The organism is Burkholderia sp. Nafp2/4-1b (genome assembly GCF_003635165.1).
Taxonomy (GTDB): Bacteria; Pseudomonadota; Gammaproteobacteria; order Burkholderiales; family Burkholderiaceae; genus Burkholderia.
Genome location: NZ_ML058609.1, coordinates 1 through 25,447, shown reverse-complemented (window position 1 = coordinate 25,447; position 25,447 = coordinate 1). Strand labels below are relative to the sequence as shown.

Below are 25,447 nucleotides of genomic sequence, written 5' to 3'. Positions count from 1 at the left end.
CCCGCGAACCGTGATCGGCACGACTGCCGCCGCCACTGCCCGGTAACATGCCTACCGGGCCAACTTCCGGCTTCCGGGCGCCTTTCGGCATCCGGCCTTGTCGGCAAAATGTAAGCATTCCATGTCCATACAACGACTATCCACGTACGCACGCCGGATCGCGCTGTTCGCACTGCTGCAGTTCGCGGCGCTAGCGAGCGCGTCGGCGTTTCCGTCGGCCGCCTCCGCGCCGACCGCGAGCGGCGTCGGCGTCCCGGCGCCGACCATTTCGCTGAGCGACGCCGTTGCGCAGCTCAAGCAGATGCAGGTGCAACAGGACCGCATCAAGCAGCAGACGTCGAACGCGACCAACAGCAAGGAGCTCGACGAGCTCGGCGAAGCGACCCAGGAGCTCAGCGCCGACGTCGACAAGCTGCAGAGCCAGCTCGCACCGCAGCGCACGCAGGTGCAGGCGCAGCTCGACGTGCTCGGCCCGCCGCCGGCGCCGGGCGCGTCGCCCGAAACGCCCGCGGTCGCGCAGCAGCGCGCGGCGCTCAACGCGCGCAAGACGCAGATCGACGCCGCGCTGAAGGAGGCAGCCGACCAGAAGACGAACCTCGCGAACCTGAACGACCAGTTCGCGAAGCTGCACCGCAGCCTGCTGAAGAACCAGCTCGCGTTCCGTTCGGGCAGCATCTTCGCCGCGCAGTTCTGGCTGCCGCTGTTCCGTCTGTCGCCGGACGATGTCCAGCGGCTCGAGGACTTCAACGACGAACTGCGCGACATGCTGCGCTCGTCGTGGACGCCCGGCCAGCGCGCGATCACCACGCTGCTGCTGATCGCCGCGCTCGCCGCGTGGCTCGGCGGGCGCCGCATCGTCGAGCGCGGGCTCGCATGGGTGTGCCTGAACCGCCTGCCGCCGACCCGGCTGCGGCGCAGCGCGCTCGCGCTGTCGACGGCGTTCGCGACGCTGCTGGCCACCGCAGTCGCGGTCCAGATCCTCTATCTCGCGCTCGCCCGCCACTACGAACTCACGCCGTCGATGACGGATCTGTGGGACCAGTTCGCGAAGCTCGCCGTGACCTGCGCACTGATCGCCGGCCTCGGCCGCGCGCTGCTCTGCACGAAGCATCCGTCGTGGCGGCTGCCCGCGCTCGCCGATCCCGTCGCGCTCGCGATGAAACCGTTCCCCGGCGTGCTGGCCGCGCTGCTGCTGATGGCCGGCACGCTCGAATCGATCAACCGGATCGTCGACACCAGCCTGTCCGTCACGCTGTTCGGCCGCGGCATCGTCTCGCTCGTCGTCGCGGTGACCGTCGGCGCGTCGATCCTGCGCGCGAATCGCGTGCGCAGCGCGCTTGCCGCATCCGGCGAGGCGCCCGAGGTTCGTTCGACGCTCGCGGGGCTGATCCACGCCGCCGTCACGCTGGCGATCGTCGCGTCGCTGGTCGCGCTGCTGATCGGCTACATCACGGTCGCGCGCTTCATCACGTACGAACTCGTGTGGTTCGAGATCGTGCTGTGCAGCGTCTACATCCTGACGCAGCTGACGCGCGACGCGAGCGAAAGTCTGTTTTCCGCGAACCTGTCGACCGGCAAGCAGATCAAGCATCTGTTCGCGCTCGACGACCGGCATCTCGACCAGGCGCACACCGTCGTGTCCGGCCTCGGCACGAGCCTGCTGATGCTGGTCGCGGCGATCGCGCTGCTGACCGGCGGCTTCGGCACGACGCCGAGCGACCTGCTCGACAGCGCGGTCGCGATGATCGGCGGCCAGCGGCTGCAGAGCCTGAACATCATGCCCGACCGGATCATGAACGCCGTGATCGGGCTCGCGATCGGCTTCTACCTGCTGCGCTCCGTGCGTCGCTGGCTCGACAGAGAGTTCATGCCGGCACTCGGCATGGACACGGGCATGCGCGTGTCGCTGATCACGCTGTTCACCAACGTCGGGTACGTGTTGCTCGTGCTGATGACGCTCGGGCTGCTCGGCGTCCGATGGAGCAACCTCGCGTGGATCGTCAGCGCGCTGTCGGTCGGTATCGGTTTCGGCCTGCAGGAAATCGTGAAGAACTTCGTGTCGGGGCTGATCCTGCTGACGGAGCGGCCGGTGAAGGTGGGCGACATGGTCAGCATCGCGGGTGTCGAGGGCGACATCCGCCGCATCAACGTCCGCGCGACCGAGATCCAGCTCAGCGACCGCTCGACCGTGATCGTGCCGAACTCGCAGCTGATTTCGCAGAACGTGCGCAACGTGACGATGGGCAACAGCACGCAGGGCGTCGCGACGCTGATGCTGACGTTCCCGCTGAACACCGACCCCGAGCAGGTGCGCGACCTGCTGCTCGACGCGTATTGCGAACACCCGGCGATTCTCGAGAAGCCGGCGCCGTCGGTCACGTTCAGCCAGCTGACACCGGAGGGGATCACGCTCAGCGTGACAGGCTATGTGGCAAGCCCGCGGATCGCGACCACGACGAAGAGCGATCTGCTGTTCGAGATCCTGAAACAGTTGCGCGCGGCGCAGATCACGTTGTCGACCCCGCAGATGCTGGTGGTGCAGAACATGCCGGCGGTGGAGAAGTGAACGAAGACGGCCGATCGCGGACTGCGGCTATCGCGATGGCCGTCTCTAGTACTACCGGAATGCCCATCGTCCGATGACGCCAGCGCTGGCAAACAGCCGAAGCCGCGCCGCCTCCCACTCGGCCAGCGTTCGCACCCGTTCCTGGCGGGCATCGGCAAGGGCCGCTTGTGCCGACAGCAGTTCCAGAATATCTCCTGCGCCGAACGCGTAACGATTGCGTGCCGATGTCAGCGCCGCTTCCGCGGCAGCCAGCAAGCGCGCAGACGCATCCAGGTTATCCGCCGTCGTCTCCGCATCGGCATGGGCCTTCAGCACGTCACGCAGAATCTGCTGCTGCGTATCGAGAAGCTGTGCCTGCGCCAGTTCGGCCTGAGCCTGCGCGCCACGAATCCGATACGTGCGAGAAAAACCGTCAAAGAACGGAATCGTCAAAGTCAGGCCGATGCTGGTTTGCGTCGCACGTACCGACTGCAACCCCTGATTCGGGTAGCCGTTCCGGGACAACGTCCCGCTCAGATCCAGCGTCGGCATGCCCTCTGACCGTGCGGTCGTCACCTTCGCTTCCGCAGCCTTCCATTTGGCCCGCGCCACCCGGATTTCCGGATGAGCTCCCTCCGCAGCGCGAAGCCAGTCGCTTAGCTGGCGTTCCGCATCCAACGCAACCGGTACGACTGCCGCCTCGACTTCGATTCGCGTACCCGCAGGCAGCCCTGCCGCAAAGACCAGCTCCGCACGCGCGCGCGCCACGTCCCCGTCCGCTCGCCGCGCAGCCAATATCGCCTTGGCCCATGCCGTTTCTGCCTGCAATACGTCTGCTCGTGATGCTACGCCCCTGGCCAACCGCTGACGCGACGCACGCAATGTCGACTCGGCCAGTGCCGCGGACTCGGTACGCGCTGCACGCGCCGCTTGTGCATTCTGGAGATCCAAATAGCCGCCTATGACATCCACGACCGCCTTTTGCATCGAGGCATCGTGACCAGCCAACGCGGCCGTCAGCAGTTGCTGTGCTGCGATGCGGTTCGCGGTCCGGCCGCCAAAGTCGAGCAATCGCCAGCTCAGGTTTGCATTCATTGTTCTGCCGACGCCGTGCGTATTCATCGTCCGCGCGTCATGATATCGGTTATAGGTTGCCAGTTGGCTGATCGATCCGTTGACGGTGGGTAGCCATGCCGCTCTCGCTTCACCCAGCGCAGCGGCCTGGATCTTGATCGATGCCCACGCCACTCGAATGCGCGGGTTGTGGCACAGCGCGAGGTCAACGGCATCACCAATCGTCAGCGGCTTCGTCAGGTCCAGGGATGAAGGACACGCAATCGGCATGTCGTCGCCCGGTAATCGCGGCTCCGCATCCAGTACTGGCGGACGAGTCAGCAACGGATCGACGAAGCCATCCGGCACGCCACGCGTTTCCGCGGCGCATGCAAACGAAACGAACATCAAAGCGTAGATCCAGCGGCGCATCCCGCTCCCTTTCATGCCGTTATCGCTCACGCAAACTCTCCCGCGCATGCTGCAGCACCGGCGACAGCACATATTCGATTACCCGCCGCGTACCGGTTCTGATCTCCGCACTGCCCGACATACCCGGCGACAGTGCGATCTCGCGACCGTCTACCGCCAGCACCGAACGATCAAGCATGATCCTGACCGAGTAGACGAGTCCCTTCTTGTCGTCGTCTATCGCATCGCGCGAGACATGACTCACGGTCGCCGACAACGTGCCGTATTTCGTGTACTCGAATGCGTCGATCTTCACGCTGGCGGCCTGGCCTTCCTTGACGAAGCCGATATCCCGGTTGTCGACGAATGCTTCCATTTCTACCGGCCCCTCTCGCGGCACGATCTGCATCAGCGGTTGCGCGGCCGGCACCGCTGTCCCAATGGTATGGACGGCAAGCTGCTGCACGGTTCCGTCGATCGGCGCGGTCAGGCGCAGCAGTTCGCCGTGTGCCTCCGCAAGCCGCATGTCGCCCGACGACGCGTCCACGATACGCTGCGCATCGTTCAACGCATCCTGGGCATTCCGTCGCGTCTCCGCCACGAGAGCCGCGCGTTGGTGACGCGCATCCGCAAGCTGTCCCGCCGTATCGATGCGCTGCTGTTCGGCCTCGATCCACGCGTGCTCCGCAACGTCACGGGTCTCCATCAACTTGGCGTAATCGTCCGCACGACGCGCCGCAAGCGGAGCGGCCTGACCGTACCTCTGTACTTCGCTGTCGAGACGGTCCCGTCGCGCGACGAAATCGCGCCATTGATCCAGCAGATGCCGCTCGACCTCGCGCCGACGCTCGGGCGACACACCCTCCACACCCGCCAGCCGAGGCTGTCGGCCCGTGTCGATCGCGTCGATCAACGCCCGGGCACGCTCGGCTTGCAGTACCGCATTCAGCCGGTCGCCGTCCGCCCGTTGACGTTCGGCGTCGATCACGCGCGTATCGAGATCGATCAGTGCGTCGCCAGCCTTCACGACCTGTCCGTCGCGCACGTGCAGCGCTCGCACGCTGGCGACCTCGACCGCCGCCAGCGTCTTCGTCCGGGAGGACGGAATGATCTTGCCGCCGCCGTCGACAACAATGTCGATTTTCCCGAAATACGACCAGACGATCGCCGTCATCACAAGCAGGATGAGAATGCGCGCGACCCACCGGCCCGCCGGCGAGACAGGTGTCGCCTGGACAGACAGCGCCGCCGGCAGAAACTCGGCCTCGTTCGCATTGAATGCCGGCAACGTCATCCGATGGCGCTGCTTCCAGCAGTGACGCCAGACATCGCGGTAACGCCCGACCAGTTCACGCCACGCCCCTGCCTGCTGTCGCATGCTCATGTCCGCGCCTCCGGTGCGTCGCGATTGCCCTGTTGCAGCGAATACAGGTGTGCGTAGATGCCATCCTGTATGTTCAGCAGTGCGTCGTGCGTGCCGCTTTCCACGATTTGCCCGCGGTCCATCACGAGAATCCGGTCGGCATCGCGCACCGCCGAGAGCCGATGCGCAATGATCAGAACCGTGCGCCGCGCGCAGATGTCCCGCATGTTGGCCTGTATGACGGCTTCTGATTCGTAGTCGAGCGCGCTCGTCGCCTCGTCGAATATCAGGATGCGTGGATCGGTCATCAATGCGCGGGCAATGGCGATTCGCTGCCGCTGGCCGCCCGAGAGCCCGGCGCCCTGCTCGCCGACGAGCGTGTCGTAACCCTCCGGAAGCTCGCAGATGAACTCGTGTGCGCCGGCCAGCCTCGCCGCACCGATCACCGCATCGATGGACGCAGTGGGTCGAGCCAGCGCGATGTTGTCCCGTACCGAACGATTGAACAGCGTGTTTTCCTGCAGAACAACGCCAATCTGCTGGCGGAGGCTCGCCGTATCGATCACGGCAATATCGTGCCCGTCGACGAGCACGCGCCCGCGATCCGGCACGTAGAGCCGCTGCGCGAGCTTGGTCAGCGTGCTTTTGCCCGACCCGGAGCGGCCGACGATTCCGATGACCTCCCCCGCCGCGATCCTGACGGAGACTTGCCGGATGACATCACTCGCATCCGGCCGGTAGCGAAACGACACCTGGTCGAATTCGATCGCGCCGTCGAGACGTGGCACTCGCGTCTTTTTGGCGGCGGTTTCGGGAGCCGTGTTCAGGATATCCCCGAGGCGCCCCATCGAAATCCCCACCTGTTGAAAGTCGTTCCACAACTGCGCGAGACGCAGTATCGGACTGGACACCTGCCCGGCCAGCATGTTGAACGCGACGAGCTCGCCGACGGTCAACTTGCCGTCGATCACCAGCGTGGCGCCCAGCCACATGATCGCCGCGGTCACCAGCTTGCTGATCAATGTCACGCCGCCGCTTGCAATCGTGGCAACGTTGGTCGCCGACAGGCCCGCACTCACGTAAGCGGCCAGTTGACGGTCCCATCGATCCGTCCAGCGCGGTTCGAGTGCCATCGCCTTGACCGTATCGATTCCGCTGATGGTCTCAACGAGGAACGACTGATTCTCGGCGCCTTTATTGAATTTCTCGTTCAGACGCCGCCGAATGATCGGCGTAAACACGACCGACAGCAGCATGTAGAGCGGAATCGAAACAACGACGATCAACGTAAGCCACGCGCTGTACCAGAGCATCACCCCGAGGAAAACGAACGAAAACGCGAGGTCCATCACCAGCGTCACGGCGTTGCCGGTGAGGAACGCGCGAATGTTCTCCAGCTCGCGAATACGGGCGACAGAATCGCCGACACGGCGCGCCTGAAACCACGCCAGCGGCAATGCCAACAGATGACGAAAGAGCCGCGCGCCGAGCTCGACGTCGATCTTGCTGCTCGTATGCGCAAAAACCCAGGTTCGTATCCCTGAAAGCGCCGCCTCGAATAGCGTCGCGCAAATCAGGCCCACGGCGATCACGTTCAACGTCTTCATCGCGTGGTTGACCAGCACCTTGTCCATCACCACCTGGAAGAAGAGCGGCGTGGCGAGCGCAATCAACTGCAACACGAGAGAGATCGCGAGGACCTCGCCCAACAGCTTCCGGTATGTGACGATTGCCGGAATGAACCAGCTGAAATCGAAACGCGCGAGGGTACCTGCAATGCTGTTCTTGCTCGTGAAATAGATGAGCTCGCCCGTCCAGATTTCCAGCAGACGCTCGCGCGTCAGCACGATAGGCGCTTCACCTGGAAACTGGACAAGCGTTCGAGGCGTGCGCGTTCCATCCCCTGCCTGATACTGCGCGACCACGAAATAGCCACCGTCGTCTTTCGCCCGTGCGACCGCGGGCAAAGGCGCCCGATCCAGTCGTTCGAGATTCTGTTGAACGACCTTGGCCGTCATGCCGAGGGAACGCGTGGCTCGCAAGATTGTTTGAGTATCGAAACGGCCGAAGCCGAATTCATGTCGCAACGCGGCTTCGTCGGCTGCGATGCCGTGCAGGCTGGCCATCGTCAGAACGACGGCGAGACCGGAGTCGACTTCCTGCGTCGGAGACGCCGCTGGAGGCAGGAGAATGGAACTGTCCATGAAGGGAACGCGAGGCGAGGAAGAAATGCGATACGGCCGGCAGCAGGCCGTCCGGTCACGAAATGCGCAACCGGACGGATTGACCTTCGGAAACCGGAATTAACGCCAGCTCGTAGCCAGCGTCGGCGCAAGCGCGGCCTGATGCTCCGGGGACAGCGAGACCGCCCCAGCGGCCGGCGGCGACCATACCGCCATGGCCTGTACCAGCTTCTCGACATCGGCGTTGACGAGCGTCCGACCGTCGTCTACCCGGATCTGCTCGATCTGATACCGTGCGCCCAGGTACCAGTCGCGAACCGTCGCGGTATCGCTGGTGCCGAGGATACTGATCTCCAGATCATTGCCGACGTGACGGAACCACAATTGATCCGCCGATACGCCTGCCCCGATGCTGATCACATCGCTGTTGCCGAGCGTTTCGTCGTCGTCGTGGAACGTGTCGCGGCCAGATCCGCGACCGAATCGATAGGTATCGTTGCCCAGGCCGCCGACCAGGATGTCATTGCCGCCACCGCCATCCAGCACGTTGTTGCCCCGGTTGCCGATGATCGTGTTGTCGAGTGCGTTACCTGTGCCGTCAATGTCCTCGTTCCACAGTTTCAGCGCCTCGGCCGTGTAGATCGCGTAGGCATTCGGTACGTCGGCGGCCGCCCGAAACTCCTGAAGGCTGATGTAACGCGTCATGTCGCTGATGCGCTGGCGGCCCGAATCTGCAATATAGAAGCCTTTGAGCTCGCCGTCGGCGTCTCCATAAACTGCACCCGTCACGGTTACGACGTGATTCACGCCGCCGCCATCGAGATACGCGCTGTCTTCCCAAAGTCGACCCGAGTTCAGCGCCAGTATCACGCCACGACCACTGCGGATGAGATTCGCGACCGCATGCTCGTCGTATCCGGCAAGCAGATTGTTTGCAATGCCGTAACTCTTGAGCAGTGCCTGCTGTTGAACGTAATTCGATCCGCCTCGCTGGTAGTCCGTTGCGGCCGGGCTGGTGACGGCCCATTGGTTGTCGATTGCGCGCCGGACGACGTCTCCCTCGGTAGTCGGCGTTCCGGTCTGCGTGAGCAAATTCGCGATCGACGTCAGCGCACACGTTCCCTGGAACCTCGGAACCGCGTCGCCTTGCATGTAATCCAGCTCGTTGGCTTTCGGGTATCCGTAGACGTGAACGGCCACGCCATCGACGAGCCCTTTTTCCGGCTTGCCGAAATCCAGCAGGTTCAGGTTCTCGACGTGTTCGCCCAACGTATAGCTGATCTTGCTCTGCACCGTATCGATGCCCTCGCCGGCAAATTCGACGACGCGGTCGCCAACATTATCGACGTAGTAGGTATCGTTTCCCTTTCCGCCGATCATCGTGTCGGCACCGGTAACACCATCGAGGATGTTGTCTGCGCTGTTGCCGACGATCCGGTTATCGAGCGCATTGCCCGTGCCATTGATGTTGAATCCCTCGACGAGTCTCAACTCTTCAAGGTTGGCGTTGAGAATGTAGTTCGCGCTGCTGATTACCGTGTCGTAACCCTCGTTGGCGTATTCGAGAATCACGTCATTGACGCTGTTCACGATATAAGTATCGTTGCCCTCGCCGCCTTCCATGTGATCCGCGCCGGCCCCGCCGTCGAGATAGTCGTCGCCCAGACCTCCGAGGAGCGTGTCATTTCCCTCTCCACCGTAGAGATAGTCATTGTCGGTCTCGCCGGGACCTAGCGTCCGCTTCGCCTCGTTGTTGCCGGTAAAGCCCACCAGCAAATCGTCGCCTGCGCCACCGTACAGAATGTCGTTCCCGACCTGGCCAAACAGTCGGTCGTTGCCATCGCCGCCATAAATCTTGTCGTGGCCGTCGCCACCCTGAATTTCATCATTGCCGGCGTCGCCGTGGAGCAGATCGTTGCCGAGACCGCCCAGAATCAGATCATTTCCGGCTCCGCCGTAGATCGTATCGTCGTCGGTTTCCCACGCGGCCAGCGACTGCTTCGCGTCATTGCTGGCCGTAAAGCCGACCAGAATATCGTCGCCGTCGCCGCCCCAGATCGTGTCGTTGCCTGCGCCGCCGAAAATCTTGTCGTTACCGGTTTCTCCGGAAAGCGCGTCGTGGCCGTTGCCGCCGTTCAGTTCGTCGTCGCCCGCGCCGCCAAAGAGCCGATCGTCGCCATCGCCACCGTCGAGAAAATCGTTGTCGTTGCCGCCATCGAGGTAGTCGTTGCCGAGACCTCCATACAGCGCATCGTTGCCGTTGCCGCCATACAGCACGTCGTTGTCGGATTCACCCCACGACAACATTTGCTTCGCATCGTTGCTGGCGGTGAAGCCGACCAGCACGTCATCGCCCTCGCCGCCCCAAAGCACATCGTCCCCGGCCTCGCCGAAAATGCGATCGTTGCCGGCGTCTCCAAGAAGCCGGTCGTTGCCTGCGTCACCATGCAGTTCATCGTTCCCCGCGCCGCCGAACACCGTATCGTTTCCGTCCCCGCCGCTCACGAAGTCCGCCCCGTCGCCACCGTCCATGTAGTCGTGGCCGACGCCACCCCACATCCGGTCGTTACCTGCGCCGCCGTACATGACGTCGTCATCCGTTTCGCCCCAGGCCAGGGTTTGCTTGCTTTCGTTCGATGCGGTAAAACCCATCATGATGTCATCGCCGTCGCCGCCGTTCATGATGTCGTTACCGACCTGGCCGAACAGCCTGTCGTTACCGGCTCCGCCATCGAGCACGTCGTTGCCGGCGCCGCCGTTCAGCTCGTCGTCGCCCTCTTCGCCATAGAGCCGATCGTTACCCTCATAGCCGAACAGCGTGTCGTTACCCGTTCCGCCCCACAGGTTGTCGTCGCGGCTGCTGCCACCCATCATGTCGTTGCCGTCGCCTGCGAGGAAGTTGACGAGCAGATTGCTGTTGATCCAGTGGCCATAAGCAGCGTAGTAATTCGCATCGAATACGTCGTCCCCGTCGGTACCGATGAGATAGCTCCGATTGGAAGGACTGACCTTGATCTGATTGGGGCCGAAAAAGATAAAGTCATTGTTATTGATCCAATAGACCTTCTCGTTGTCGCGCAGCCATCGATAGTTCGAGAGCGGAACGGCCGGGGCCAGATACATTCGACCGGGTTGCGATGCTTCCGAGGGTTTCCACGGCGCCGCGGCAGGTGCCGATGCGTGGTGGTGGTTACCCCGCGTGATGACGTCGTAGTCGACGGCGCGAATCTCGCTGATCCCGGCTTGCGCCAGCGACCTGAATTCACCTGCGTCGCCGATACCGTCTTCGTTCGCGTCGATCCAGACTTGCAGCCCGTCCAGTTCCGCGCCGGTCAGCTTGCCGTCGCGGTTCGCGTCGCGCGACTGGAGCGCGCTGACGCCCACACCCCATCGGTTCGCGTCGAGCAGGACAGGCGTCTTGTCGGCAATGGAGGCGGCTTTGTCGAATGCGGCGCTTTTGGCTTCGTAGAATGCACCGATCGGGTTGTACCAGCCGGACGGCATCGTGAAACCGTAGCCGTTTCGACCGCCGTAGGTCAGCGTTCGGGAAATGATCTGGCTCAGGTCGAGGAAACTCGTGCCGCTCAGCAGCCCGGTGGCGCGATATCGTGACAGCAGGCTGTCGGCAAAGGCGGCATCGCGGACGTTGGACAAGTCGTAGCGTTGGCCGCCGTTCACGACGAAGTTGCGGTCCGCAACCCCGTCGCCGTTGGTGTCTTCGCGGATTACGCTGGCGCCGTCGCCGAGGCGGGTTTGTTTCTCGACATAGGTGAATACGCCGTCGCCGTTAATATCGGTTTTCGTGACCGTGCCGGACTGTCCGATGTACTGGACGGTATGACCACCCTTTCCATTGGGCGTGGTAATCTGGATTGAGTATCCTACCCACTCGCCCCCGACCCCAATGTATCCTGGCTCGAATCCCGGGCGATAATCTTCCAACGACAGGGTAGACATTTTTATCTCGGCACCATTGCTGTACGTCGTGATACTCCAGGCTCCATCGGTGCGAGTGCTAGTCACGGTAACGCCGGACGACGACACCCCCATCACACGGTCGATGGTGCGCGACACTTCATCGCGGAAAAGTGGGCTGTTACCAGCACTCCAATCAAGAATGCTTGGGGCAATGTATTGCTTCCAGGCGGTTTCAGCTGCTCTGGCCCAAAATAGTCCCCCCATAACGGACGTAACGCCAACCAACACTGTCGCACTGGGTAGTGCCGATGCCGCGAGCGCCCCCGCCATTGCACCTCCCAGCATTCCACCCAATACTCCAATAGCGGTACGTCCAACTTCAAAGGAAGACGCATTAGGATCTTTGATAGTCCACAGCAACTGGCTGGCTGAAATAACACCCCCCAATTGCCGCCCGAATCCCGACATTAATTTTGCAGCAGAGTCCGCCTCCTGTGCAATCTTAGAAAAAGACTCCATCTTTCCAAGCTCTGTTCGCATGGTCTCAACGCGAGCCACGAGCTGCGCATCGAGTCGACTCCGATCAACGTTATCCAGTGCCTTGAGCGTTGCGTTGCTTAATTCATCCAAGCTCTGCGACACCGCTCGTGCATACTGGGCGCGAGCGGCGGCATCCTTAGAAAGATGCACCGCATTGCTCGCAACATGTTCCATTTGCGTAGCAGCTTTTTGCAATGCGGCCTTAATTCCCTCCCCCGCCACACCCAACGCATCCCATGCGTCCAACTCATACCAAGCCATGTTCTACTCCTCTTTGCGCGTAAATTTGTTGCGCAACGTTATGAAAATCACGACTGAGCCAACAGCAATTGCCGTAATATCAGCGCCGCCGGCAAACAACGGTCCGATAAATCCCAACCACAGGCGCGATCGACTTACCGCCACGAAATTCCACTCAAAATAATAACCAGCAATGAAAAGCGAAAACAACCCCATTCCTGCAAATGCAAAAACAACGGTCACCGAGTAAATTTTTCTTGCAAACGAAAATTTCGAGTACTGATTTACGACCCGATCTCGATACGAGCAACAAATACGAATCGCAACCCAAAATCTAAGCGGAACCGCGATCAACATCAGCGCAAAATAAAGCGCCGTGATATCCGGAAATTCAGATTCCTTTATCGCATTAAAAACCAGCGGGAATATTTCCCCAATGCCTTTCACTACAATTCGCAGATATGGCCAACGCGTTAATGCATCGTCCGGCGCGAACCATGCGATCAACGCGCCAGCAAGGTGCAGCACCAAGAGCGCTGGATTCACGCGATAGATCTCGATCATAAAACCGAGGACGTCCCTGGGTTCCGCGCCGTTATTTTCCACTGCCCACACCGGCGGTTTTTTTTAGCGCAGTCTTAACACCTTCGCCTGCCGTCCAAATCGCGTCCCAACTTTCGAGTTCATTCCACGCCATTTCTTACCTCCTTGTTTTTAAAAACACCCGCTAAAGAAAGATGAACATCCACGCAAGACGCGCCGCCACACCGAATCCTTCTGCGCCGCCTGCAAATATAGGATCAATCAATCCGAGCAAAATTTAGATTCTGAAATCGCAAGAACATTTATTTCGTAGCACGGCCGCCCAAACAACACATCAACCACCCCAAAAGCAGAGAAAAACACCACCCCGGCCGACAAAAAATCACTTCTTCAAAAAATGATTTTATTATTACGGCCATCGCATAGCCTCTGTCCACATAGAAAGCGCGAGCCGAATCAAATATCCTCACAGACAAGAGCGCATACACAATAGAAAAATAGACACCCTTCACGCCAGGGAAAGTGGAACTTTCCATTGCCTCATTGACAACCGGAAATATGCGGCGAACGCATAACACAAAATCCGCAATCCGCCGAGACTTTTTTCAACGACACCATCACCAGCACTTCTGAAAACAACTGGATGTGTTCGCAAGTATTTTCGCATCACCTATCGTCGATCAGATACGCCATGCATTTCATCAATTCTTACGAATATCTACTCGAGAATCTCCACCATTCTGCTCACCTTCTCTCTCGATTCATAGAAATATAAACACCACCGACACAGCCACCTCTGTCAATCGAAAAAACCACCCTTGAATTCATGCCATCTTTTTTATACATATACGACCACGAATTCCAATGAGAAGTCGGATATTTTTCAACATCACCAAACACTTCGAGAAGATCGTACGGAGTGACACATATCGCCTTACCATCAATTGGGAGCGACAATCCGGCCCTATAGAAATCCGCCCCGGCGGGCCAAAACAGCCCATAATAAAAATTTCCTTCCTTCTCGTATTCTTTAGAGGATGCAGTACATTTCACATCGACCCCATACCCTTTGATTGTCCCCTCTCTATCTCGAACTGGCTCCTTCTGGCCAATACCGCAGTCAATCCGTAGCTTATCCCTAACGAATTCAACGTTTTCAAGATCGCCAGAATCCACAACAATCTTGATATCGATCAGAAAGCTTTTTTGCGATCTGACAGGGCGATCCCTCACGGAATTAATGACGCAAGCTGATAAAATAAATTGAAGCATTAATAAAACAAAAACGCCCCTCATAACACCCCAATCTACCGACACTGAGCCCCCCCTGCGATTAAAAATCGCGAATTATCCTTATTTGCACTCACATTTCACATAGATAACCAATCAAATATAGCCACGAGGTAGTCGTTTTATGCGGCGCGATTTTGGCCCCTCACCGAACCAAGCACATTCCATCTGCCAAGCTCAGAACCTGTCACGATCTACTCATCTTCACAAATAAAGTGCAGCGCAATGCAATGAAAATCGCAGTCGGCCAGCCTCGATAGCGATAACCTCAGCTCCACCCGCAAGAAACGGCCCGATCAAACTCGGCAAAATGCGCGATCGGCTTATCGCCACAAAGTTCCACTCATAGAAAAAACAACGCAATCAGCGCGCCCGCGAGATGCAAAGTCGTTAGTGCGGGACTTCGACGATAACTCGATCAAGAAGGAAGGGATATTTCGAGGCCCAGTGCCTCCTTCTTTCACAATCAATAGCGGCCGACGGCGTGCCTCCTCTTCGCGCCCGCTAGCGCGTCTATGGCCTCTTGATTCCAGCCGCCATTTCATACGTATACCTAATCAATGTGTCGGAACGTTACCAAACAGAATCCTAAAATCACACTAGTCACTGATCAGACTCAATGCCATGAAGATATAGAAAGAATTGAAAGAAAACAAGAAATCGCCTTATTTTCATACACATACGAAACATCAAAAATAATGCGAAAATTCCGTACTTGTACGATTACTTATCTCCGACACGCTATCAACGAATCCACTCACGCGAAAACATCCCGAAGCCACCCGTCCCAGTCAATCACCGCACCGGAAAACAAAAAAGCCGGCTCATGGCCGGCTTTCCCGTTTCAAGCGATAACAACGCGACATCAGTCGCCCGATGAAATCAGCGTCAACAACACGCCAATCCCACCCCGGCATCAAACATCAAACTTCACCCCCTGCGCCAGCGGCAACTGCCGGCTGTAGTTGATCGTGTTCGTCGCGCGTCGCATATAAGCCTTCCACGCATCCGAACCCGACTCGCGGCCGCCGCCCGTTTCCTTCTCTCCGCCGAACGCGCCGCCGATTTCCGCGCCGCTCGTGCCGATGTTCACGTTGACGATCCCGCAATCGCTGCCCGCTGCCGACATGAACTGCTCGGCCTCGCGCATGTCGTTCGTGAAGATCGCCGACGACAGACCTTGCGGCACCGCGTTGTGCACATCGATCGCATCGTCGAAGTTGTCGTAGACCATCACGTAGAGAATCGGCGCGAACGTCTCGCGCTCGACCACCGCCGATTGCTTCGGCATCCGCACGATCGCCGGACGCACGTAGTACGCATCCGCGTGACCGACGTCGACGCGCTCGCCGCCCTTCACTTCGCCGCCCTGCTCGCGTGCATCGGCCAGCGCCTTTTGCATCGCGTCGAACGACGCACGGTCGACCAGCGGGCCGACCAGCGTGCCTTCTTCAAGCGGGTTGCCGACCTTCACCGACGCATAAGCCTTCTCGATGCGCGGCAGCAGTTGCTCGACGAGACTGCGATGCACGATCAGGCGGCGCAGCGTCGTGCAGCGCTGGCCGGCCGTGCCGACCGCCGCGAACGTGACGGCGCGCACCACGAGGTCGAGATCCGCGCTCGGCGCGACGATCATCCCGTTGTTGCCGCCAAGTTCGAGGATGCCGCGCGCAAGGCGCTGGCTCAGCACCTTCGCGACTTCCTGGCCCATCCGCACGCTACCCGTCGCGCTGACGACCGGCACCTTCTTCGACGCCGTCAGCGCCTCGCCGACATCGCGCATGCCGAGCACCAACTGGCTCAGCTCCGCCGGCGCGACGCCCGGATGCGTCTTCTCGAACTCGCGGAGCGCCTTCTGGAGCAGCACATGGCAAGCGATCGCGGTGAGCGGCGTCTTTTCAGACGGCTTCCACACGACCGAATCGCCGCACACGAACGCGAGCGCCGCATTCCAGGCCCACACCGCGACCGGGAAGTTGAACGCCGAGATCACACCGCACACGCCGATCGGGTGCCACGTCTCCATCATCCGGTGGCCCGGACGCTCCGACGCGATCGTCAGGCCGTACAGCTGGCGCGACAGGCCAACCGCGAAGTCGCAGATGTCGATCATTTCCTGCACTTCGCCGAGGCCTTCCGACGTGATCTTGCCGGCTTCGAGCGTGACGAGGCGGCCGAGCTCGGCCTTGTGCTCGCGCAGCACGTTGCCGAACACGCGCACGAGTTCGCCGCGTACCGGTGCCGGCACCGTGCGCCACTTGAGGAATGCGTCGTGCGCGGCGTCGATCTTGCGCTCGGCGTCGGCAGGCGAGTCAACCGCCAGCGTCGCGAGCGTCGCGCCGTCGAGCGGCGAACGCGCGGTCAGCGCATTGCCTTTCCACTGGGCGAGATCGATGTCGAGCGCGGCAAGAATATCGTTGAATTGCATCACTTCCTCTTCAGGGACAGATTAATCGGTGCGGCGGCGACGCCGCCCGCGTGATTCGATTGGAGCGCGTTAGCGCGCCCTGTGCAAGCGGATGCGCAGCGCGGCAGGCCCGGTGCGCCGCACGGCGCATCGCGCCGCGCCGCCGCCGGAAGCCCGGCCGGACGGCGCGCACCCGCCTCGCAAGGCACGATCCATGAGACACATTGTCGGTGGCCACAAGCCGGGCCGCTATTGATATTAACTCACGACTTCATTCCGAAAACGCAACAACCGGGCCGGACGAGTCCGCCTGGTTCGACGCGAGTATGGGACGTATCCATGGCCGGTAGCCGGGCCACCGTGGCGTGTGCGGCCGTGCTCCCACTTGATGACAAAGCTGCATCACCCTGTGCGGAAAAATCGTTTGCCGGCCCCGCGGCGCGCACCCACAATCGGGGCCACGTCGAGGTGCACCGCACCCGGCCCACCGACGGCCGCCCGCAGCGGCCGCAGGACAGACGAAGGCGACACGCATCGCGGCGCGACCGATCGCGGCCCGACCGACCGCGGCCCGACCGATCCAGATCGGTCCCGCTGGCACCACCGCTGCGCGGCCGGCGACGCGTCGCACTTCGTAGCCAAAAAACAATCCCGGAGACAGCGCCCAGCACCCGCCATGCATTCAGATGCCCGCACCGACTCGCCCCGTCCGTCCGGCTCGCCGCCCGCGAAGCCGTCCCTTCACCGCAGCCTGCAGGCGCGCCATCTGCGAATGATCGCGATCGGCGGCTCGATCGGCACGGGCCTGTTCGTCGCGTCCGGCGCGTCGATCTCGCAGGCCGGCCCCGGTGGCGCGATGCTCGCGTACATGATGATCGGCCTGATGGTCTATTTCCTGATGACGAGCCTCGGCGAAATGGCCGCGTTCATGCCGGTATCGGGCTCGTTCGCGACCTACGGCTCGAAATTCGTCGACGAAGGCTTCGGCTTCGCGCTGGGCTGGAACTACTGGTACAGCTGGGCCGTGACGCTCGCGGTGGAACTCGTCGCCGCGCAGCTCGTGATGAACTACTGGTTCCCGCACGTGCCGGGCGTCTGGTGGAGTGCGATCTTCCTCACGCTGATCTTCGCGCTCAATGCGCTGTCGGTGCGCGGCTTTGGAGAAGCCGAATACTGGTTCGCGCTGATCAAGGTGCTGACGGTGCTCGCGTTCGTCGGCGTCGGCCTGCTGATGATCTTCGGGATCATGCAGGGCGGCCCGAGCGCCGGCTGGAGCAACCTCACGATCGGCGACGCGCCGTTCGCCGGCGGCTGGGCAACCATGCTCGGCGTCGCGATGATCGCGGGCTTCTCGTTCCAGGGCACCGAAATGATCGGCGTCGCGGCCGGCGAATCGGAGAACCCGCGCACGACGATCCCGCGCGCGGTCAGCCAGATCTTCTGGCGCATCCTGCTGTTCTACGTGTTCGCGATCTTCGTGATCGGCGTGCTGGTTCCGTACACCGACCCGAGCCTGCTGAAAAGCGACGTGACCGACATCGGCGTGAGCCCGTTCACGCTGGTGTTCCGCCACGCGGGCCTCGCGTTCGCGGCCGGCGTGATGAACGCGGTGATCCTGACCGCCGTGCTGTCGGCCGGCAACTCGGGCATGTACGCGTCGACGCGGATGCTCTACAACCTCGCGGTCGAAGGCCGCGCGCCGAAGCTGTTCGCGAAGGTGTCGCCGGGCGGCGTGCCGCGCAACGCGCTGTATGCGACGACCGCCGTCGGCGCACTGTGCTTCCTCACGTCGCTGTATGGCGACAAAACCGTCTACCTGTGGCTGCTCAACACGTCGGGCATGGCCGGCTTCATCACGTGGCTCGGCATCGCGGTCAGCCACTACCGCTTCCGCAAGGGCTTCCTGAAGCAGGGCTACCGGCTCGAACAACTGCCGTACCGGTCGAAGTGGTTCCCGTTCGGCCCGCTGTTCGCGTTCGCGTTGTGCGCCATCGTCGCGCTCGGCCAGGACTACCAGGCGTTCCTCGCGGACAAGATCGACTGGGCCGGCATCGCCGCGACCTACATCGGGCTGCCGTTCTTCCTCGCGATCTGGCTCGGCTACGCGCTGGTGCGCAAATGCCGGCTGGTGCGCTACGAGGACATGGAAATCGCGCCGTGGATCGAGCGCAACGCAACGCCCGACGCTACCGAACAGGCCGACGCCGGCTATCCGGCCTACATCACCAGCCCGGCCAACCCGACGCCGGGCGCCTGACGCCCGTCGCGCAGCGCAAGCCGCCCCAACCCGGCGACCGCTGCAAAGAAAACCCCATTCGACGCGGCGCGCGCGTTCAGGCAAGATCGACGCGCGCCGCCCGTTTTTTCGTCGTTACGAGTCACCGAACCCGCATGCAGAACTTCTACGAAGCCACCGTTACCCGCCAGCCCTACCCGCAACTGACCGGCACGATTGACACGCAGGTCTGCATCGTCGGCGGTGGCCTCGCCGGCCTTTGCACGGCACTCGGCCTCGTCGAGCGCGGCGTGCACGATGTCGTCGTGCTCGACGGCGAACGGGTCGGCTTCGGCGCGTCGGGCCGCAACGGCGGCTTCGTGTTCGGCGGCTACAGCCTCGACAACGCGGATCTGCTGCGCACGCTCGGCCGCGACGAAGGCCGCCGGCTGTATCGCCTCACCGTCGATGCGGTCGACCTGATCCGCGCGCGGATCGCCCGCTACGGCATCGACTGCGACATCGTCGACGAAGGCGTGATGCTCGCGAACTGGTTCGACGATCCGTCGCGGCTCGACGGCGTGCGCACGCTGATGAAGCAGGAATTCAACGTCGACTGGGAACCGGTCGCAACCGACGCGCTGCGCGCGCGGCTCAAGACGCAGCGCTATTACGGCGGCCTGTTCGAGCCGAACGCGTTCCACTTCCATCCGCTCAAGTACGTGCTCGGCGTGGCCGCGGCCGCGTCGCGCGGCGGCGCACGCGTGTACGAACGCTCGGCCGCGCTCGGCATCGCACGCGAAGGCGCCGGCTACGTCGTGCGCACGGCGCAGGGCACGGTGCGCGCGAAGGACGTCGTGTTCGCGGGCGGCGGCTATGCGCGCGGCGTGTCGCCGCGCATCGAGCGCGCGGTGCTGCCGATCGCGACCTACGTGATCGCGACCGAACCGCTCGGCACGCGGCTGCCGGATGCGATCGATGCGCCGTACGCGATCTACGATACCCGCTTCGCGTTCGACTACTACCGTCCGCTGAAGGACACGCGGATCCTGTGGGGCGGCCGCATCTCGGTGCTCGACCGCGGCCCAGACGCGATCGCCCGCTTGCTGCGACGCGACCTGCTGCGCGTATATCCGCAGCTCGACGGCGTGAAGGTCGACTATGCGTGGGGCGGGCTGATGAGCTATGCGCGGCACAAGATGCCGCAGATCGGCCGCGATGCGGACGGCGTGTGGCACGCGATCGCGTTCGGCGGCCACGGGATGGCGCCGACCACCGTCGCCGGCGAAGCGCTCGCCGCCGCGCTGGCGGGCGAACGACCCGTGCCGGAAGGCTTCGCCGCGTTCGGGCTCACGCGTACGTTCGGGCTTGCAGGCCTCGCGGCCGCGCAACTCACGTACACCGCATACCAGGCCCGCGACGCGCTCGCGTCGTGCCGGCGCTGAGCGACACGGACAGCAGTCGAAACCGCGCGGCCGATTAGAGCGGAAGGTCGGCCGGGCGGGGATTTCCCGCATGCTAGAATGGTTTCTCCATGCCGCCGCGAACCCACAACAAAGTCACATGAAAGCTGGAAGCAAGGCCGCCACGTCCGAAAGCCGCGCGCTTGCGACCGATGCGCGGCGCAAATACGATCCCGAGCAAACCAAGCGCAACATCCTCGACGTCGCCACGCAGGAATTTTCCGCGATGGGCCTCGCCGGTGCGCGCGTCGACGCGATCGCCGAGCGTACCAACACGACGAAGCGGATGCTCTACTACTACTTCGAAAGCAAGGAAGGCCTGTACGAGGCCGTGCTGGAGAAGGTGTACGGCGACATCCGCGAACTCGAGCAGGAACTGCACGTCGGCGACATGGAGCCGCGCGAAGGCATGCGACGGCTCGTCGAATTCACGTTCGACTATCACGACAAGCATCGCGACTTCGTCCGCCTCGTGTCGATCGAGAACATCCACGGCGCGAAGTATCTCGAACAACTGAAGTCGTTCAAGAACCGCAACGTCAGCATCATCAAGACGCTCGAGGAACTGCTCGAGCGCGGTGCGGCGAGCGGCGCGTTCCGCAAGGACATCGACGCGTTCGACCTGCACCTGCTGATCAGCTCGTTCTGCTTCCATCGCGTATCGAACCGCTATACGTTCGGTGCCGCGTTCGGCCGCGATCCGTCGGCGCCGCGCCTGCGCGCGCGGCATCGCGAGACGATCGCCGACTCCGTGCTGCGCTACGTCGCCGCATAAGCCCACGGCACCATTCCACCGAAGGCCGGCTGGCGAGCGATGAACTCGCCGTCCGGCACATGTCCCGAACGACACCGCACCGCGTGCAACGGGCATGAGCCGGATGCACGCGGCGTCCGTCCGCTCAAGCCACTCGACGCCGGGCGGCCGTGACCATCGCGTCGGCCGGCACGCTCGACGCCAGTGCGATCCGCGCCTTCTCTTCCGGGCTGCCCGCCACGTAGTACTTCTTCGCCCAGCTCGCATCCGGCGCGAGCGCGAGTTGCCGATGCGAACCGGCGCCTCGCTGCTTCGTCTCGATCGACAGCGCCCGTGCGCGGTAGTGCTCGTAGAGCCGCAGGAATTCCGCGAGATAGATCGCGGCGATCCGCGTATCACGGATCTCGAGCAGGTTCTCGTCGTTGTACTGCTCGGAATTGCGGCTCATGTTCGCGGAACCCGTATAGACGATCGGGTTCGCGCCTTCCGCATCGATCACGATGAACTTGTGATGGATCACGACCGGCGGATAGGCCGGCGCCGGCTCGCCCGGAAAGAGGCGCAGCTCCGGCTCGAAACCCTGCGGCACCGTTGCCGGCGAGAAATACGCGGCATCGATCACGTCGCGACGATCGCGCTGGCGGTGGTACAGCTCGAGGTTCGCGAGCGTCGCCGCGTCGAGCGACTGGCCGTCGTGCCGCGCGGCATCGGCCTTCGTCGCGCTGCCGACGTTGATGCGGTTCACCAGGCCGAACATCATCAGGCCGCGGTCGCCGGCGGCGAAGCATGCGTCGCGCAGCGCCGCGTCGGTCGGCATGAACAGGCAGAACGACACCGAATGCTGTGCGGCCGCGATCGCGGCGACGATCGTATCGATTTCCGTGCGCTGCCCGGCCGGCTCCGGCGAAAACGCGACGCGCACCTGCGCGCTACCGACCGTCAGCGGCGCCGACCAGCCTGGCGACAGCCGCGCCGTCTCCGCGATCGGCGGATTCGCGGCCAGCGCATGCGCACGCGCGTTGTACAGCGCGGCGAGTTCCGGCGAATCGAATGCGTGCAGCACATTCGCCTGTTCCGTCAGCCCTTCGGTCGTGAAGTTCGCGGAACCGGTCAGCACGCGCGTGGGCGCAGCGTTCGCTGCAGTGTCGGCCGTGTCGGTCACGATGAACTTGTCGTGCATGATGTGCGTCCGGTCGCGCGGCGCCAGCGTCGCCAGCCCTTGCAATGCGTCGACGGCCGGCTGGTTCGGCGACGGCAGCGCCGGCTTGCCCTTGCGCGCGGTCGCGTGTGCGTCGTAGACGATCGCGAGCGATGCCTCGCCGTGCTGGCGGCCGAATGCCTCGAACGCGGGCAGTGCCCACAGCGGGTCGGTCAGGTGATAGACGGCCGACACCGCGCGCGACGCGGGGCCGAGCATTTCCGCGAACACCTGTTCCATGTCGTTCGCGAGCCACGTGCGCAGCTTCAGCGCCTGAGCCGCGCTCGGCGCCGCATTCGGCGCGAGGCCCAGCGCCGCTACCTGCTTCGCGAACGCCTGCGAACTGACCACCGCGCGGTTGAACCACGTGCCGACCCCGTCGACGATGTGCGCGGGCAGCACCACGTCGCACACGCCGGCTTGCGCCTCGAGCACCTGCAGGTTCGCCGGCGTGCCGACGACCGGGTAGACGTCGTAGCGGAACGACGCACCGCGATCCTGCGGATCGATGCGTGCGTCCCACCACATGAATTTCTGGATCGGCGCCTGATCGGTCGGCGCATCGCCCTGCGTATCGGCCGCCGGACCATCGAATGTGAGCCGGTTCGGCAGCCAGCTGTTCGGCGCGCGCGTCCTGCCGTCGGCCGACCAGAAACCCGGCGTGCGCCGGATCGCGAACCCGAGGAAGTCGGTGCGCGCACCCGCATCGGGCCAGTCGAAGGCCAGCAGGACCAGGGTCGGGGAAAGATAGCTGCGTACGCTGACGGTCATTCTTTGCTCCTGGCGCGCCGGCCGGTCGAGAAGAATGGGTCAGTGTCGGCGGCGGTTCTTCCCGCGCGATGACCGTTCGATGAACGTTGTGTGTCGGCGCCGCGTCAGTCGCACACGAGCAGTTCGATCCCGCGTGCGCTCAGCGCGCGGCGCACGGCCTTGTCCGGCGTGCGTTCGGTGACGAGGTAGCGCGCGGCCGCCGTGCCGTTGATCCGCACCGGCGTCACGCGGCCGAACTTCGAATGGTCGGCGACGATGATCGCCGTGCCGGCCGCCGCGATCATCCGGCTGCGCACTTCGGCGGCAAGCCGCGAGTAGTCGGTGCAGTCGCCGTCGGCCGTGATGCCGCCCGCGCCGACGAATGCGAAATCGACATGGTATTGCGCGAGTTGCTGGATCGTGTCGAGGCCGAAGGTCGCGTCCTCGTCGTCGGACAGTTCGCCGCCGAGCAGCGTCACGCGATTGCCGTTGCGCCGCGCGAGCACGAACGCGGTGCGCCAGTCATTCGTGTAGATCGACAGCCGATGGCGGTCGGCCAGCGCGAGCGCGACCGCATGCGGCGTGCTGCCCGAGTCGATGAGTACCGAGGCGTCGTCGGGCACGAATTCGGCCGCGCGCCGCCCGATCGTGCGCTTCGCTTCGGCATTCGCCGCTTCACGCTCGGACAGGCTCGGCTCGCGGCGATCCGCCGCCAGCGCGCCGCCGTGCGTCATCACGAGCAGGCCGCGCGCCGCAAGCGCGTTCAGGTCGCGCCGCACGGTCTCGCGCGACACGTCCAGCGAGCGCACGAGTTCGGCGACCGACAGCGCACCCGATCGTCCAAGCTCCGACAGAATGTATTGATGACGTTGTTCCGCCAGCATCGCAATGCGCCCGAGGCGAGTGGTAATGGGTAAGCCGACCATTGTATTACGGCCGTTTGACCGCCATTTGACGACGGCGCGGTGGGCGGCGGCCGCGGTTCACCCGCGGTACACGAACACGAAATTCTGTATTGCCCGATGCGCGCGAATCGGTGCGTCATGCGGTTGCTACACTCTGCGCTTCGCCGAACGACAGACCATCAAGGAGCTTGCGCAATGTATCGCAAAGGCAGTGTGCTCGAAATCCAGTTTTCGCCGGAACGACTCAACGACGGCGCCGGCGATCCGTACTGGATCGACCTGACGCTCGACGAGGCGCGCCGGTTGTATGAACAGCTCGCCGCGCGCTTCGCGACCGACGCACGCGCGAACCAGCCGCTCGACACGTTCTCGCTCGACTGAACTCCGTTCCGTGGCGCGCGCCACGGCGCGCGGTCATGCTGTGGCCGGTTCAACCCGTGCGCCGATATCCGAACGGCCGGTACGCGGCCACGCTCGCGATGCATTCCGTACGCGGTCGCCGCCTGCCTCGCTTGTCTCGCTTGTCTCGCTTGTCTCGCTTGCCGCCGGTTGAGCCGAAGCAGCAAAAGCAGCGAACGCAGCGCACCGGGCATCGCCGCTGCACGCCTTCCACACACGCCGTGAGCGAATGCAGAATCCGACAAGACGCCGGCACCGCTTCGCCCGATACTGACCGACTTCACGATTCGTCCGGCCGTATCGCGGCCCGCTCCGCATGTTTACCTCGCTCGTCGCCGCGGCTTTCGTCGCGCTGTGGTCCACCGGCTTCATCGTCGCGCGGGCAATCAAGCCCTACGCCGATCCGAACCTGTTCCTGCTCGCGCGCTTCGCGGGGACGGCCGCGCTGTTCGGCGCGGTGGCGCTCGTCGCACGCGCGCCGTGGCCGGCCCGCCGCGAATGGCCGCGGCATCTGATCGCCGGCGCGCTGCTGCAAGGCGTCTATCTCGGCGCCAGCTACTGGGCCGTCGCGCAAGGGCTGAACGCGGGCGTGATGGCCTTGCTCGGCGCGCTGCAGCCGCTCGCCACCGCCGTGCTCGCCGTGCCGTTGTTCAACGAGCGGCTGCCCGCGCGCGGCTGGCTCGGGATGGCGCTCGGGCTCGCCGGCGTCGCCCTCGTGCTCGCGCCGAAGGTCGCGGGCGGCGTCGCGCCGCCGCCGGGCGCCGCGCCCGCGTGGTTCGTCGTCGCCGTGTCGGTGCTGTCGGTCGGCTCGATCACCGCCGGCTCGCTGTACCAGAAGGGCAAGCTCGCGCAGAACGACCTGCGCACGGCCGTCGCCGTGCAGAACCTCGGCGCGGCGATCGTCGCGGCCGTCTTCGTCGTGCTGCTGCACGAAACGCGCTGGATCGGCGCGCCGGCGCTGTGGATCTCGCTCGTGTGGGGCGTCGTGTTCCTGTCCGGCGGCGCGGTCACGATGCTGATGTGGATGCTGCGGCGCGGCAACGCGGCGCGCGCGACGTCGTTGCTGTTCCTCGCGCCGCCGCTCGCCGCGCTGCAGGGTTACCTGCTGTTCGGCGAAACGCTCGCGACCGTCCAGCTCGCCGGCTTTGCGCTCGCGCTGGTGGGTGTCGTGCTCGCAAGGCGCTGATCGGGGCGAGCTAGAGCTAGAGCTAGAGCTGGAGCTGGAGCTGGAGCTGGAGCTGGAGCTGGAGCTGGGCTGGGCTGGGCTGGG

General features: G+C 63.2%; 15 protein-coding genes. 6 read left to right on the top strand and 9 right to left on the bottom strand.

The genetic code is table 11. The features are described from left to right. The first annotated feature begins 121 nt into the window (after positions 1-121). The gene (locus tag C7H84_RS19810) at positions 122-2,566 is read left to right on the top strand and encodes a DUF3772 domain-containing protein (protein WP_121860387.1); all 2,445 of its coding nucleotides are present in this window, start codon (positions 122-124) and stop codon (positions 2,564-2,566) included. A gap of 51 nt (positions 2,567-2,617) precedes the next feature. On the opposite strand, the gene C7H84_RS19805 is transcribed toward C7H84_RS19810, so the two are convergent. The 7 genes from C7H84_RS19805 to C7H84_RS19780 all read right to left on the bottom strand — a co-directional run bounded on the left by C7H84_RS19805 (position 2,618) and on the right by C7H84_RS19780 (position 16,514). Then, positions 2,618-4,060, bottom strand: a complete 1,443-nt coding sequence (locus tag C7H84_RS19805) for a TolC family protein (protein WP_240462056.1) — start codon at positions 4,058-4,060, stop codon at positions 2,618-2,620. Further along, on the bottom strand, positions 4,050-5,393 hold the full coding sequence (locus tag C7H84_RS19800; RefSeq protein ID WP_121860385.1) for an HlyD family type I secretion periplasmic adaptor subunit: 1,344 nt from the start codon (positions 5,391-5,393) through the stop codon (positions 4,050-4,052). Before C7H84_RS19800 ends, C7H84_RS19805 begins: the two co-directional genes overlap by 11 nt. Further along, complete coding sequence (locus tag C7H84_RS19795; RefSeq protein WP_121860384.1) at positions 5,390-7,576, bottom strand: type I secretion system permease/ATPase; 2,187 nt, start codon at positions 7,574-7,576, stop codon at positions 5,390-5,392. The genes C7H84_RS19800 and C7H84_RS19795 overlap by 4 nt, the downstream gene beginning before the upstream one ends. A 99-nt stretch (positions 7,577-7,675) precedes the next feature. Then, positions 7,676-12,274, bottom strand: coding sequence for a calcium-binding protein (locus C7H84_RS19790; protein WP_240462055.1), 4,599 nt, complete (start codon positions 12,272-12,274; stop codon positions 7,676-7,678). 3 nt (positions 12,275-12,277) lie between these two features. Beyond that, the gene (locus C7H84_RS19785; RefSeq protein WP_162999323.1) at positions 12,278-12,859 is read right to left on the bottom strand and encodes a hypothetical protein; all 582 of its coding nucleotides are present in this window, start codon (positions 12,857-12,859) and stop codon (positions 12,278-12,280) included. A 681-nt stretch (positions 12,860-13,540) separates the two neighbouring features. Then, complete coding sequence (locus C7H84_RS36475; RefSeq protein ID WP_162999322.1) at positions 13,541-14,113, bottom strand: hypothetical protein; 573 nt, start codon at positions 14,111-14,113, stop codon at positions 13,541-13,543. Positions 14,114-15,002: 889 nt separating this feature from the next. Next, on the bottom strand, positions 15,003-16,514 hold the full coding sequence (locus tag C7H84_RS19780) for an aldehyde dehydrogenase family protein (protein ID WP_121860382.1): 1,512 nt from the start codon (positions 16,512-16,514) through the stop codon (positions 15,003-15,005). A 751-nt stretch (positions 16,515-17,265) separates the two neighbouring features. On the opposite strand from C7H84_RS19780, the gene C7H84_RS19775 reads away from it, so the two are divergent. From C7H84_RS19775 to C7H84_RS19765, 3 genes are all read left to right on the top strand, one after another. Beyond that, positions 17,266-18,750, top strand: coding sequence for an amino acid permease (locus C7H84_RS19775; RefSeq protein WP_346428387.1), 1,485 nt, complete (start codon positions 17,266-17,268; stop codon positions 18,748-18,750). 134 nt (positions 18,751-18,884) lie between these two features. Then, positions 18,885-20,153: an FAD-binding oxidoreductase gene (locus C7H84_RS19770; protein WP_121860380.1), complete on the top strand. Its 1,269-nt coding sequence runs from the start codon at positions 18,885-18,887 to the stop codon at positions 20,151-20,153. A gap of 118 nt (positions 20,154-20,271) precedes the next feature. Further along, positions 20,272-20,946 carry a TetR family transcriptional regulator gene (locus C7H84_RS19765; protein ID WP_121860379.1) on the top strand — a complete coding sequence of 225 codons (675 nt, stop codon included), beginning with the start codon at positions 20,272-20,274 and terminating at the stop codon, positions 20,944-20,946. 124 nt (positions 20,947-21,070) lie between these two features. Here the strand turns inward: C7H84_RS19765 and C7H84_RS19760 are convergent, their stop codons facing one another. Next, positions 21,071-22,894, bottom strand: coding sequence for a phospholipase D-like domain-containing protein (locus C7H84_RS19760; RefSeq protein WP_121860378.1), 1,824 nt, complete (start codon positions 22,892-22,894; stop codon positions 21,071-21,073). A 104-nt stretch (positions 22,895-22,998) separates the two neighbouring features. Continuing rightward, the gene (locus C7H84_RS19755; RefSeq protein ID WP_121860377.1) at positions 22,999-23,757 is read right to left on the bottom strand and encodes a DeoR/GlpR family DNA-binding transcription regulator; all 759 of its coding nucleotides are present in this window, start codon (positions 23,755-23,757) and stop codon (positions 22,999-23,001) included. A 216-nt stretch (positions 23,758-23,973) separates the two neighbouring features. Here C7H84_RS19755 and C7H84_RS19750 point away from each other — a divergent pair, with 216 nt between their 5' ends. Further along, on the top strand, positions 23,974-24,159 hold the full coding sequence (locus C7H84_RS19750; protein ID WP_006752380.1) for a hypothetical protein: 186 nt from the start codon (positions 23,974-23,976) through the stop codon (positions 24,157-24,159). Between the two features lie 334 nt (positions 24,160-24,493). Further along, entirely contained in the window at positions 24,494-25,363 is an 870-nt protein-coding gene (locus C7H84_RS19745; RefSeq protein WP_121860376.1) for a DMT family transporter, read from the top strand. Positions 25,364-25,447: the final 84 nt, after the last annotated feature.

Coding starts and splice junctions, on each gene's coding strand:
- C7H84_RS19810 (WP_121860387.1), top strand. CDS start 122: ATGTCCATACAACGACTATCCACGTACGCACGCCGGATCGCGCTGTTC.
- C7H84_RS19800 (WP_121860385.1), bottom strand. CDS start 5,393: ATGAGCATGCGACAGCAGGCAGGGGCGTGGCGTGAACTGGTCGGGCGT.
- C7H84_RS19795 (WP_121860384.1), bottom strand. CDS start 7,576: ATGGACAGTTCCATTCTCCTGCCTCCAGCGGCGTCTCCGACGCAGGAA.
- C7H84_RS19790 (WP_240462055.1), bottom strand. CDS start 12,274: ATGGCTTGGTATGAGTTGGACGCATGGGATGCGTTGGGTGTGGCGGGG.
- C7H84_RS19780 (WP_121860382.1), bottom strand. CDS start 16,514: ATGCAATTCAACGATATTCTTGCCGCGCTCGACATCGATCTCGCCCAG.
- C7H84_RS19775 (WP_346428387.1), top strand. CDS start 17,266: ATGATCGCGATCGGCGGCTCGATCGGCACGGGCCTGTTCGTCGCGTCC.
- C7H84_RS19770 (WP_121860380.1), top strand. CDS start 18,885: ATGCAGAACTTCTACGAAGCCACCGTTACCCGCCAGCCCTACCCGCAA.
- C7H84_RS19765 (WP_121860379.1), top strand. CDS start 20,272: ATGAAAGCTGGAAGCAAGGCCGCCACGTCCGAAAGCCGCGCGCTTGCG.
- C7H84_RS19760 (WP_121860378.1), bottom strand. CDS start 22,894: ATGACCGTCAGCGTACGCAGCTATCTTTCCCCGACCCTGGTCCTGCTG.
- C7H84_RS19755 (WP_121860377.1), bottom strand. CDS start 23,757: ATGCTGGCGGAACAACGTCATCAATACATTCTGTCGGAGCTTGGACGA.
- C7H84_RS19750 (WP_006752380.1), top strand. CDS start 23,974: ATGTATCGCAAAGGCAGTGTGCTCGAAATCCAGTTTTCGCCGGAACGA.
- C7H84_RS19745 (WP_121860376.1), top strand. CDS start 24,494: ATGTTTACCTCGCTCGTCGCCGCGGCTTTCGTCGCGCTGTGGTCCACC.